Annotated in this window: 6 protein-coding genes and 1 pseudogene; 2 read left to right on the forward strand and 5 right to left on the reverse strand. The window is 73.4% G+C overall.

What is annotated here, in order from left to right; translation table 11 throughout:
• Positions 1-701: 701 nt before the first annotated feature.
• Entirely contained in the window at positions 702-2894 is a 2193-nt protein-coding gene (locus SYYSPA8_RS24685; RefSeq protein WP_323449711.1) for a bifunctional serine/threonine-protein kinase/ABC transporter substrate-binding protein, read from the forward strand.
• Positions 2895-3139: 245 nt separating this feature from the next.
• Positions 3140-5331, forward strand: a pseudogene (locus SYYSPA8_RS24695) (bifunctional serine/threonine-protein kinase/ABC transporter substrate-binding protein).
• Positions 5332-5404: 73 nt separating this feature from the next.
• On the opposite strand, the gene SYYSPA8_RS24700 reads toward SYYSPA8_RS24695, so the two are convergent.
• The 5 genes from SYYSPA8_RS24700 to SYYSPA8_RS24720 form a co-directional block, all read right to left on the reverse strand.
• On the reverse strand, positions 5405-6457 hold the full coding sequence (locus SYYSPA8_RS24700) for a 2-oxoacid:ferredoxin oxidoreductase subunit beta (RefSeq protein WP_323449505.1): 1053 nt from the start codon (positions 6455-6457) through the stop codon (positions 5405-5407).
• The gene (locus SYYSPA8_RS24705; protein ID WP_323449506.1) at positions 6447-8396 is read right to left on the reverse strand and encodes a 2-oxoacid:acceptor oxidoreductase subunit alpha; all 1950 of its coding nucleotides are present in this window, start codon (positions 8394-8396) and stop codon (positions 6447-6449) included. Before SYYSPA8_RS24705 ends, SYYSPA8_RS24700 begins: the two co-directional genes overlap by 11 nt.
• Positions 8397-8647: 251 nt before the next feature.
• Positions 8648-9319, reverse strand: a complete 672-nt coding sequence (locus tag SYYSPA8_RS24710) for a response regulator transcription factor (protein ID WP_323449507.1) — start codon at positions 9317-9319, stop codon at positions 8648-8650.
• Between the two features lie 224 nt (positions 9320-9543).
• Complete coding sequence (locus SYYSPA8_RS24715; protein ID WP_407706074.1) at positions 9544-10908, reverse strand: sensor histidine kinase; 1365 nt, start codon at positions 10906-10908, stop codon at positions 9544-9546.
• Positions 10909-11072: 164 nt separating this feature from the next.
• A complete protein-coding gene (locus SYYSPA8_RS24720) occupies positions 11073-12446 on the reverse strand; it encodes a sensor histidine kinase (protein WP_323449508.1) in 1374 nt (457 codons plus the stop codon).
• Positions 12447-12628: the final 182 nt, after the last annotated feature.

Here is a 12628-nt window from a genome sequence, read left to right on the forward strand (position 1 = left end):
TCGCGCCGGGTCCGGCTGTGCCCGGGGGCTCCCCGTCCCGTGCCGTCGTGGGTGATCCCCGTACGCCCGGGGCTGCTCCGGCCGGTCCTGGCCGGCCGGAGGACGGCAGGGGGGCCACCGGCTCGCCGGGCCGGTCCCCGATGCCGGAGCCGGAGCTGGAGCTGGAGACGCCTCGGGCTGCCCCCGGGACGGCTGCCTCCGCGCGTGCCGAGGACACCGGCGACGCCCGTGACCGCAGGCGCGGTGCCGAGCCGCCTGGTTCTGGTCCGGCAGGCGCGGACATGGCTGTCCAGGGCCCCGGCACCGGCAGCATCCGTGACCAGCGGCCCGCCACCCATCCGCACGGGGTGGTATCGGCCGCTGCGGCTGATGCCGGTGAGCCTGCTTCGGCGTCGGGTGGCTCTCCCACCGGCATCGGCCGCACCGGCGCCGCCGCCGTGGCCGATGCCCCACGGCCCGGAGCCGTGCCATCCGATGCCAGGGACCCCGGCGGTCCGCCGCCCGCCGACCCCCGTCAGTACGCCCCACCCGCCGCAGCCGGCGGCCCCGGCCCCCGGACCCGTACGCCCGCCCCGCCCCCCGACGCACCCGCCGGGCCCGGCACGCAGGGGCAGCCCGCCGGCTTCGGCCCGCCGCCCGCTCCCCTTCCGGCCCCTGCCCCCCTTCCCGTCCCCGCTCCCGCCCCCGAGCCCGCCGACGCGCTGGACCGGCTGCTCCCCGGGGACCCCTCCGCCATCGCCGGATACCGGCTCCTCGGCCGGCTCGGCGCCGGTGGCATGGGCGTCGTCTATCTCGGCCGTACCGACGCCGGTGAACTCGCCGCCGTCAAGGTCACCCGCTCCGACCAGCGCGACGACCCCGACTTCCGGGCCCGCTTCCGCCGCGAGGTCGAAGCGGCCCGCCGGGTCGTCAGCCCCTGGGCCGTACCGGTCACCGGCGCCGATCCGGACGCGCCCGAGCCCTGGCTCGCCACCGCCTTCGTCCCGGGCCCCTCCCTCGCGGAGGCCGTCGCCGCCCACGGCCCGCTGCCCGTCCGCAGCGCCCGCGTCCTCGGTGTCGGCCTCGCCCGCGCGCTCGCCGCCGTGCACCGGGCCGGCCTGGTCCACCGGGACGTCAAACCCGCCAATGTGCTGCTCGCCGTCGACGGGCCCCGGCTGATCGACTTCGGGATCGCCCGCACCGCCGACGAGACCGCGCTGACCGCCACCGACATCGTCGTCGGCACCCCCGGCTTCCTCGCCCCCGAACAGGCCGAGGCCCGGGGCTCCGAGATCGGCCCGCCCAGTGATGTCTTCGCGCTGGCCTGCCTGCTCGCGTACGCGGTCACCGGCCGGCTCCCCTTCGGCCGGGGCGCCGTCGACGCCCTCCTCTACCGCACCGTCCACGACGACCCCGACCTCAGCGGCATCGAGGACGGCCTCGCGGCCCTCCTCGCCGACTGCCTCGCCAAGGACCCGGCGCACCGGCCCACCGCCGACGAGGTCGCCGAACGGCTCGCCGAGGACGCCCCCGGCGGCGCCGCCGACTGGCTGCCCCCGGCCGTCGTCCGCACCATCGCCGAACGCTCCGCCCGCATGCTGGCCCTCCCCGACATCGAGGTCACCCGGGCGCCCGCCGCGCCGGAACCCGGCCGGACCGCCGTGCCGGGCCGGCGCCGGTTCGTGCTCGCCGCCGGGGGCGCGGTCATCGCCGCCGGCGGTGGTCTCGGCCTCTGGGCCGGGCTGCGCGACAGGGACGGCAGGGACGGCAGCGGCCAGGCGCCCCCGAAGAAGCACACCTGGACCATCGGGGTGCAGGCCGACCGGACCGGCCGTCAGGCGGCCATCGGCGAGGAGCAGGTGCGCGGGGCCGGCCTCGCGGTGGCCGCGTACAACGCCCGCCGCGACCGGCCCTTCCCGCTCGGACTCAGGGTCGAGGACGACGCCGGGGACCACGCGAAGGCGCGGGCCGCCGCCCGCCGGCTGGCCGGCGACCGCTCCGTCGCCGCCGTCCTCGGCTCCACCGGCGACTACACCACCGAGGCGGTGCTGTCCACGTACGAGGAGGCGCTGCTGCCGCTGATGTCGGTCTCCGCCGGACTCAACACGCTGACCGCGAAGCCGGGCGAATCCTTCATCCGCGTGATCCCCGACCATGTGATCACGGGCATTCAGCTGGCCTACCACCTCCAGGGCCTCTACCGGGAGAAGGGGGTCGCCACGGCCCGCCCCGGGCTGCTGCTGGACCGCACCGACGACCAGTACGCCTGGCAGCAGGTGGCGATCGTGAACCACGCGCTGCGGACCCGGTTCGGCCACCGCACCCTGCCCCGGGTGGTGCCCGCGTCCGTCGGGCCCGACAGGTCCGTCATCGACAGCATGCTGGAGGAGGGAATCGACTCCTATGTCCACGCCGGTCCCGCGCATTCGGCGGCCCAGGCCGCCCGGTTGCTCCAAGCCCGGGGGTTCGACGGTCCCCGGCTCTCGGGGCCCCACGCGCTGAACAGGAACTTCATCCGGCTCGCGGGCGACGCCGCCGAGGGCTGGGTGATCGCCGCACCCGTCGGCGACCCCACCCGGCGCACCGGAGCGGCCGCCAGGTCGTTCGTCGCCGCGTACCGCGCCGTCCACAAGAGGGCCCCCGGCCACTACGCGGCGGAGTCCTTCGACGCCGTCACGATGATGATCGAGGAGTTGGTGAACGAGGTACGTGACGACCCCGAGCCGGTACGGCGGAACCTCTGCGCCGCGCTACGGGCCCGGAACCACCGGGGGATCATGGGCGACTACCGGTTCGACGCCGAGCAGGGCCACCGGAAGAACTTCGGCACCGTGCTCCACCGGGTGAAGGACGGACGCTTCGAGTACGTCGCCGAGGCACCGACCCGGAGCCCCGGCGGGACACGGGGGGCCTGAGCGATGCGACGACCGGCACGGCCCGGGGCCGGCAGGAACGAACCCGTACGACCCGGGGCCCGGCAGGAACCGGCACGGCCCGGGGCCGGCAGGAACGAACCCGCACGGCCCGGGGCCCGGCAGGAACGAACCCGCACCCGCACGGCCGCTGGGACGACCCGGGGTCCGGCAGGGAACTCCCGGGCCCCGGCACGGAACCTCCGGGAGCCCCGCATGGCACCGCTGAAGCGCCCCGGAGGCCCCGCATGGAGCCGCTGAAGCCGGGTGACCCCTCCACCGTCGCCGGGTTCCGGCTCCTCGGCCGGCTCGGCGCGGGCGGCATGGGCGTCGTCCATCTCGCCCGCTCCCCCGGGGGCGCCCTGGTCGCGCTCAAGCTGATCCGCGCGGAGCACGCCGCGGACCCCGGCTTCCGGGCCCGGTTCCGCCGCGAGACCGAGGCCGCCCGGTCGATCACCGGCCCCTGGGTCGTCCGGGTGACCGCCGCCGACCCCGAGGCCCGCGAACCCTGGCTGGCCACCGAGTACGTTCCCGGCCCCTCCCTGGTCGCGGCGGTGGCGGCACACGGCCCCCTGCCCGAGCACACCGTACGGACCCTCGGGGCCCGGCTCGCCGACGCCCTCGCCGCCGTCCACCGGGCCGGACTCGTCCACCGGGACGTCAAACCCGCCAATGTGCTGCTCGCGCTCGACGGGCCCGGCTGATCGACTTCGGGATCGCCCGCTCCGCCGGTGCCACCGCCCTCACCGCGACCGACGCCATGATCGGCTCCCCGGGCTATCTCTCGCCCGAACAGGCCCGAACAGGCACCGGCGGCGGGATCGGACCGGCGAGCGACGTCTTCTCGCTGGGCTGTGTCCTGGCGTACGCGGCGACCGGCCGACGGCCCTTCGGTACGGGCACGGTGGCCGCGATCGTCTTCCGCACCGTCCACGAGGAACCCGACCTCGACGGGATCCCGCCCGGACTGCTGGCCCTGATCCGCTCCTGCCTCGCCAAGGACCCGGCGGCCCGGCCCACGGCGGCCGGCCTGGGCGCCGCGCTCACCGACCCACGGACCGGAGCCCCGCCCGCACCCGCCGACGGCTGGCTGCCGACCGGACTCCCCGCACTGATCGCGGAACGCTCGGCCCGCGCCCTCGACCTGCCCGTACCGGAACCGACGCTCGCGGTCGCCCCGGAGCCGCCCGCCGGGCCCCGGCCGCCCCGGCGCCGGCTGCTCGTCCTCGGGTCGGCCGCCGCCGTGACCGGGGCCGGCGGGCTCGCCGCCTGGATCAGCCGGGGCGCGGCGGACGGGAACGACGGGGGTGACGGATCCAGGACCGGGCGGGGGCCGCTGCCCCGGCATGTCATCGGCGTACAGACCGATCTGAGCGGACCGCACGCCGCCGGCGGACGGGCCCAGCAACGCGGGGCAACGCTCGCGGCCGAGGTCTTCAACGCCCGCCGGGACCGCCCCTTCGACCTGGAACTGAAGGTCGTGGACGACGCCGGGGACCGGGCGAAGGCACTCGCCGCCGCTGCCGCCTTCGCCGCCGACCGGCGGGTGCTCGCCGTGGCCGGACTCACCACCCGGGCGATCGCCGACGCCGTACGGCCGCGCTATCTGGAACACTCGCTGCCGCTGCTCGCCGTCTCCATCTCGGCCGCCGGCCGGCTCCCTCCCCCCGAACGCCGTGGCTACTTCGAGCTGCGGATCCAGGACATGCTGCTGATCCCCGCCATTACCCAGTACCTGCACACCGCCGGGGTGAAGCGGCTGAGCGTCGTCGAGGATCTGGCCGGCGGCGAGGACACCTGGGAGATCGTCCGCCAGATGCGGGTGAACCCCGGGGTGTCCGCCGTGGTCACGGTGCACACGGTCGCGGCGGACAGCGACGACTTCGGCCCCGCCGCCGCCCGGATCACGGCCGGCCGGGCCGACGGGATGCTCTACGCGGGGAACTCGCCCGCCCGCGCGGCCCGGCTCGCCCGCGCGCTCGCGGACCGGGGGTACGAGGGGCTGTGCGCGGCCCTCGGCCCCGTACTGGAACCGGAGTTCCTGGCCCGGGCGGGTCGCGCGGCCGAGGGCTGGATCTTCGGCACCGCCCACGCCGACCCGGCCCGGCTGACCTCCGTCGCCGCGAAGGCCTTCACCGCCGCGTACCGGGCCCGGTGGGGGGCGGCCGAGCCCGATCCGTACGCGGCGGAGATGTACGACGCGGTGAACTTCGCCGCCCAGGGGATCCGCGAGCTGGCGACCGCGACCCCCGGACGGCCCTCACTGCTCGTCCGGCTGCGCGAGGTGCGGCACGACGGCGTCGTCAGGACGCTGGGTTTCCGGAAGGAGACCGGCCTGCTGGACGAGCGGCTGGGCGGCGTCCACACCCGCCGGGTGGAGAACGGCCGGGCCCGCTTCCTGGGCCCGTACCGCGACGTCGAACCGCCGTCGCCCCGCTGAACCGGCAACCGGAACGCCCCGGCCACCGGTTCAGCTCCCGGAGCTGACGCCCACTCGGTGAGCCGGCGACTGGTCAGCCGACGACCGTCCAGGTGTCGTTGCCCGCGAGCAGCGCCCCCAGGTCACCCTTCCCCGACTGCTCGATCGCACCGTCGACCTGCTCGGCCATTTGGGTGTCGTATACGGGGCGTTGGATGTCGCGGAAGATGCCGATGGGGGTGTGGTGGAGGGTGTCGGGGTCGGCGAGGCGGGAGAGGGCGAAGGCGGGGGTGGGGGAGGGGTGGTGGGCGTTGTGGGTGATGAGGTGGTGTTGGTTGTCGGGGGTGAGGGTGGTGGCGGTGAGGTCGCCGGTTGCGGGGTCGCGGATGACGCCCTGGGTGTGGTCGGGGCCGAAGGTGACGGGTTGGCCGTGTTCGAGGCGGATGACGGCGTGTTGGGCTTGTTCTTTGTCCTTGAGGGCTTCGAAGGCGCCGTCGTTGAAGATGTTGCAGTTCTGGTAGATCTCGACGAGGGCGGTGCCGGGGTGGGCGGCGGCGGCTCGGAGGACGTCGGTGAGGTGTTTGCGGTCGGAGTCGATGGTGCGGGCGACGAAGGTGGCTTCGGCTCCGATGGCGAGGGAGACGGGGTTGAAGGGGGCGTCGAGGGAGCCCATGGGGGTGGATTTGGTGATCTTCCCCGTCTCGGAGGTCGGGCTGTACTGGCCTTTGGTGAGGCCGTAGATGCGGTTGTTGAAGAGGAGGATTTTGAGGTTGACGTTGCGGCGCAGCGCGTGGATGAGGTGGTTGCCGCCGATGGAGAGGGCGTCGCCGTCGCCGGTGACGACCCAGACGGACAGGTCGCGGCGTGAGGTGGACAGGCCGGTGGCGATGGCGGGGGCGCGGCCGTGGATGGAGTGCATCCCGTAGGTGTTCATGTAGTAGGGGAAGCGGGAGGAGCAGCCGATGCCGGAGACGAAGACGATGTTCTCTTTGGCGAGGCCGAGTTCGGGCATGAAGCCCTGGACGGCGGCGAGGATGGCGTAGTCGCCGCAGCCGGGGCACCAGCGGACTTCCTGGTCGGACTTGAAGTCCTTCATGGTCTGCTGCGCCGCTGCTTTGGGGATGAGGGTGAGGGGTTCAGCAGTCATCGGTGTGCTCCTTGAGGGCGGCGGCGAGCTGGGCTGCTTTGAAGGGCATGCCGTTGACCTGGGTGTGGGAGTGGGCGGGGGTGAGGTATCTGGCGCGGATGAGGGTGGCGAGCTGGCCGAGGTTCATTTCGGGGATGACGACCCGCTCGTAGCGTTCCAGGACGGTGGCGAGGTTGGGGGGGAAGGGGTTGAGGTGGCGCAGGTGGGCCTGGGCGATCGATGTACCGTCGCGGCGCAGGCGGCGGACGGCGGCGGTGATGGGGCCGTAGGTGGAGCCCCAGCCCAGGACGAGGACCTTCGCGGTGCCGTCGGGGTCGTCCACGGTGAGGTCGGGGACGGTGAGCTGGTCGATCTTGGCCTGGCGGGTGCGGACCATGTGTTCGTGGTTGGCGGGGTCGTAGGAGATGTTGCCGGTGCCGTCCTGTTTCTCGATCCCGCCGATGCGGTGTTCGAGGCCGGGTGTGCCGGGGACGGCCCAGGGGCGGGCGAGGGTGTGGGGGTCGCGTTTGTAGGGCCAGAACACCTCCACACCGTCGGGCATTGTGTGGTTGGGTCCGGTGGCGAACTCGGTCCGAAGGTCGGGCAGCTCCTGCGTTTCGGGGATCCGCCACGGCTCCGACCCGTTCGCCAGATACCCGTCCGACAACAGGAACACCGGGGTGCGGTAGGTGAGGGCGATGCGGGCGGCTTCCAGGGCGGCGTCGAAGCAGTCGCCGGGGGTCTGGGGGGCGATCACCGGCACCGGGGCCTCGCCGTTGCGCCCGTACATCGCCTGGAGGAGGTCGGCCTGCTCCGTCTTCGTCGGCAGACCCGTCGACGGGCCACCGCGCTGGATGTCCACGATGATCAGCGGCAGCTCCAGGGACACCGCCAGCCCGATCGTCTCCGACTTGAGCGCCACGCCGGGCCCTGACGTCGTCGTGACCGCGAGGGCGCCGCCGAACGCGGCGCCGAGGGCGGCGCCGATGCCGGCGATCTCGTCCTCGGCCTGGAAGGTCCGCACGCCGAAGTTCTTGTGCTTGGACAGCTCGTGCAGGATGTCGGAGGCCGGCGTGATCGGATACGAGCCCAGATACAGCGGCAGGCCGGCGCGCACCGAGGCGGCGACCAGGCCGAGGGAGAGGGCGAGGTTCCCGGACATGTTGCGGTAGGTGCCGGTGGGGAACGCGGCCGCGGCGGGGGCGACTTCGTAGGAGACGGCGAAGTCCTCGGTCGTCTCGCCGAAGTTCCAGCCCGCGCGGAACGCGGTGATGTTCGCCTCGGCGATCTGCGGCCGTTTGGCGAACTTGCGGCGCAGAAAGCTCTCGGTGCCCTCGGTGGGCCGGTGGTACATCCACGACAGCAGTCCGAGCGCGAACATGTTCTTGGAGCGTTCGGCCTCCTTGCGGGAGAGGCCGAAGTCCTTCAGGGCTTCGATGGTCAGCGTGGTCAACGGTACGGGGTGGACGCGGTAGCCCTCCAGGGTCCCGTCCTCCAGCGGTGAGGCCGTCCAGCCGACCTTCGCCATCGCCCGTTTCGCGAACTCGTCGGTGTTCACGATGATCTCCCCGCCGCGGGGCACGTCGGCGAGGTTGGCCTTCAGGGCGGCCGGGTTCATCGCGACCAGCACATCGGGGGCGTCACCGGGGGTGAGGATGTCATGATCGGCGAAATGCAGCTGGAACGACGACACCCCCGGCAGGGTCCCGGCAGGCGCCCGGATCTCCGCCGGGAAGTTCGGCAGCGTCGACAGATCGTTCCCGAACGACGCCGTCTCCGAAGTGAACCGGTCACCCGTGAGCTGCATACCATCACCCGAGTCCCCCGCGAACCGGATGATCACCCGATCCAACCGGCGAACCTCCTTGGCTCCGGCTTCATCGGGGGCGTCGGGCTTGCGCTGGCCACCGACGAGTGCCTCATCGGCATGCTCGGCGGGGCTACTGACCTGGCTGGTCACTGAACTGGACCTCCCTTGAGGCGGCTGCTCGGGCCGACCGTCCCACTGGTCGCCCAGAGAGCCACCCTACGTGGGTAAGGGTGCCCTTCCCTGGGTTGCTCATATGGTGGACCAGCCCGTGAGACGCCTCGATGACCTGGTTTGTCGTCATTTAACCCTCTCCCCGGGGGGTTCCAGGAAGAGGCTTCCCGCTCGTCCTTTGGTACTAGGACCGGCCGGCGGTCCGGGTTGATGGCGGAGTGCCGGTCCCGCTAGGAATTGATATAGGTCAGCACGGCCAGTACGCGTCGGTGATCCCCGTCACTCGGGGAGAGCCCGAGTTTGAGGAAGATGTTGCTGACGTGCTTCTCCACCGCTCCGTCGCTCACCACGAGCCGGCGGGCGATCGCGGAGTTCGTCCGGCCTTCGGCCATCAGACCGAGGACTTCCCGCTCGCGGGGGGTGAGATGGGCCAGTACGTCCTGCTTGCGGCTGCGGCCCAGCAGCTGGGCGACCACCTCGGGGTCCAGCGCGGTGCCACCGCGGGCCACCCGCACCACGGCGTCGACGAACTCGCGCACCTCGGCCACCCGGTCCTTGAGGAGATAGCCCACGCCCCGGCTGCTGCCTGCCAGCAGCTCGGTGGCGTACTGCTCCTCCACGTACTGGGAGAGCACCAGCACACCCAGCTCCGGATGGTCCTTGCGCAGCCGTACCGCCGCCCGGACGCCTTCGTCCGTATGGGTGGGCGGCATCCGGACGTCGGCGACCACCACATCCGGCAGCGCGCCCTGGGACGCCAGCTCGCCGACGATCCTGACCAGCGCGTCTCCGTCGCCCACGCCGGCCACGACCTCGTGTCCGCGATCGTTCAGGAGCCTGGTCAGCCCCTCCCGGAGCAGCACCGAATCCTCGGCGATCACGATCCGTACTCTGTCCTCCACCGCATCCACCACTGCCTGACGCCCCCATGTCCTTGCTGTCCCGCTGTCGGTACCGAAGACCCAGTATCCGGGGCCGGACCGGGTACGGGGAGCCGCACCGGGGGAACTGCGTCAGGTCAGCGGGCCGGCGACACCGGCGAAACGGCCTCGCGGGGGCCGTCGCGGGGCCCGTTGCGGAGGCCGTTGCGGGGGTCGGCGTGGGGCCGGACCGAGGGGGCCGTGGGTCAGTTGCGCCAGGGCAGCTCGGCGATGACCGTGGTCGGGCCGCCGGGGGGCGAGTCGATGGCGAGGACCCCGTCGACGGCGTCGAGGCGTTCGGTGAGCCCGGCGAGCCCGGTGCCGCCGTCCGGCGTCGCACCGCCCTGCCCGTCGTCGTCCACCTGGAGGAGGAGCCGGTCGCCCGCCCGCCAGACCTCCACGGTCGCGCGGGTGGCACGCGAGTGCTTGCTGATGTTCTGGAGCAGTTCGGAAACGGTGAAGTAGGCGATGCCCTCGATGGCCGCGGCCGGCCGGGACTCCAGGTCGACCCGGACGGTGACCGGGACCGTGCAGCGGGCGGCGACTGAGGAGAGCGCGGCGCTCAGTCCCCGGTCGGTGAGGACGGCGGGGTGGATGCCGCGGGCGAGGTCGCGGAGTTCCTGGAGGGCGAGCTTCACTTCGCCGTGGGCCTCGTTGACCATGGTGGCCGCCGCGTCCGGGTCCTCCAGCAGCTTCTCCTTGGCGAGTCCGAGGCCCATGGCGAGGGCGACGAGACGGGCCTGTGCCCCGTCGTGGAGGTCGCGTTCGATGCGGCGGAGGTCGGCGGCGGCGGTGTCCACGACCACGCCCCGGTCCGACTCCAGCTCGACCACCCGGGTCGCCAGCGACGAAGGACCGAGCAGCCCGCCGACCATCAGCCGGTCCACCTGGGCGAAGCCCCGGATCAGCCAGGAGGCCGCCAGCAGGACCAGCAGCCCCACGAGCGTCGCGCCCGCGATCTCGAACGGGGTGTCGAGGTAGAAGGCGTCGCCCTCGCTGTTCCCGTACAGCTGGATGCCGGGCTGGTCGGTGTAGGTCGGCAGGACCCACTGCCACAGCGGGTACAGCGCCAGGAGCCAGCCCGTCGTCCAGAACACCAGGCTCGCGGTGAAGGCCATCACGGCCCAGGGGAAGTGGATCAGCGTGTAGAGCAGCTGCCGCCAGGACGACCCGCTCTTGAGCACGGCGCCGACCCAGGGCATCAGCCCGCCGCCGCGGGGGCGCAGCGGCTCGGGGTCGTCGATCTCCATCCCGAGCAGCGCCCGGGCCCGCGCGCGCTCCAGCGCGCCGAAGCCCCGGCAGAGGGTGAGGCCGGCGGCCAGGATCGGCACCCCCAGGAAGGTGACCAGCAGGCCGGCGCTGAGCGTGACCGTCAGCAGACCGAAGACGAAGAGGAACACGCTGATCGGCAGGCTGAGCATCAGATGGCCGAACTCGCGCCAGGTCCGTGCCTCGAACGGGGCCCGCAGGGGCGCGGGCACCCGGCGGGCGGGGTACCCGGACCTGTCGGGCCTCTCCAGCTGGTGGTCCATGGCCATGGGGATCGTCCGTTCTTCGGTACGGGCTGTCATGGGGTCAAGGGTGCGCCGGACGGGGAGGGGCACACCATGTGGAGCGTCGGCGTCTTGGGACGGGGGTTTTCCCTACCCCGGGCCGACGGGCCGACGGGTCGTAAGCGTGCGGGCGTGCGGGCGTCCGGGCAGGCTGTCGTGGCTTCGTGGCTTCGTGGCCGGTCTCAGCCCCGGGGCCGGTCGCGCCAAGGCACCTCGACCGTGACCGTGGTCGGGCCGCCCACGGGGGACTCCACCACCAGGAGCCCGTCGACGGCGCCGAGGCGCTCGGCGAGCCCGGCGAGCCCGGTCCCCCGGTCGAGGCTCGCCCCGCCCACCCCGTCGTCGTCCACCTGGAGGAGGAGCCGGTCCCCCGCCCGCCAGACCTCCACGTTCGCGCTGCCGGCGCGGGCGTGCTTGCTGATGTTCTGGAGCAGTTCGGAAACGGTGAAGTAGGCGATGCCCTCGATCGCTGCCGCCGGCCGCTCGGCGAGGTCCACCGCCACCCGTACGGGAGCGGTGCAGCGGGCGGCGACGGAGGAGAGCGCCGCGTTGAGCCCCCGGTCGGTGAGGACGGCGGGGTGGATGCCCCGGGCGAGGTCGCGGAGTTCCTGGAGGGCGAGCTTCACCTCGCCATGGGCCTCGTCGACCATGGCGGCCGCCGCGTCCGGGTCCTCCAGCAGCTTTTCCTTCGCGAGTCCGAGGCCCATGGCGAGGGCGACGAGACGGGCCTGTGCCCCGTCGTGGAGGTCGCGTTCGATGCGGCGGAGGTCGGCGGCGGCGGTGTCCACGACCACCCCCCGGTCCGACTCCAGTTCGGCGACCCGCCGCTCCAGCTCGTCCGAGGGGGAGAGCAGCCCCCGCACCATCGCCCGGTCCGCGTTGGCCAGCCCGCGCACGATGAACGGCAGGACCGGCCAGAGCACGAAGAGACCCACCGTCACCACGGTGAAGGTGAGGAGCCCCCAGGGCAGCCGGATCAGGCAGAACAGCATCGTCCGCCAGCCGACCGGGTCCTTGAGCGCCTCCCACAGCCGGGCCGTGACGCCGATGTCGCGCCGGCCCCCGTGCGGCGGGCTCGGCTCGTCGATCCGTACCCCGAGGAGCTTCCGCGCCCGGGCCCGCTCGCCCTTCCCGAGCAGCCGGGCCCCGGCGAGAGCGAGCACCAGCAGGGGCAGCCCGACCACGGTGACCGACAGCGTCGCGCCCACCATGATTGTGAACGTCGCGTAAACAAATCCGACGATCGCCAGGGGCAGGTCGGCCACCAGATGGGCGATTTCCTTCCAGGTGTGACCGTCGTACGCGAGCCGGGGCGGCGGCGGGCGGTCGTCGCCGGCCTTTCCGAGCCCGCCCGAGCCGCCAGAGCCGGCCGATCCGGGCAGTGCGGCCGACCCGGCCGACCCGGGCAGCCCGGCGAGCCCGGCCTCGTCGGCCGGGGCGCGGTCGGGCGCCCGGTCGGCGGTGCGGTCGGGGGCGCGGTGCGGGGAGGGGACGCGCCGACGGTCGTCTCCGGCGGCCCGGAAGGCGGCGTCGGAGGGGGTGCTGCTCACGGTCATGCAGGCCAGCCTGCCTGGTATCGGGTCTTTCGCGCCATGGGGTGGCTCGGTGGGGTCGGCAGGGGGATATCCCCACCTCCCGACCCGGCGGCTGTGCCGACACTCCTGCTTACCGTCTCTTTAGCAGGGCCTAGACTCGCGTCCGTACGGAACACAGATCGTCGAACAGATCGCCCGGGAGG

Origin of the sequence: Streptomyces yaizuensis (assembly GCF_034961445.1) — a bacterium.
Classification (GTDB): Bacteria; Actinomycetota; Actinomycetes; order Streptomycetales; family Streptomycetaceae; genus Streptomyces; species Streptomyces yaizuensis.

Excerpts from the sequence above, each read along its gene's own strand:
- SYYSPA8_RS24700 (WP_323449505.1), bottom strand. The coding sequence starts at position 6,457 with ATGACTGCTGAACCCCTCACCCTCATCCCCAAAGCAGCGGCGCAGCAG.
- SYYSPA8_RS24720 (WP_323449508.1), bottom strand. The coding sequence starts at position 12,446 with ATGACCGTGAGCAGCACCCCCTCCGACGCCGCCTTCCGGGCCGCCGGA.
- SYYSPA8_RS24715 (WP_407706074.1), bottom strand. The coding sequence starts at position 10,908 with ATGACAGCCCGTACCGAAGAACGGACGATCCCCATGGCCATGGACCAC.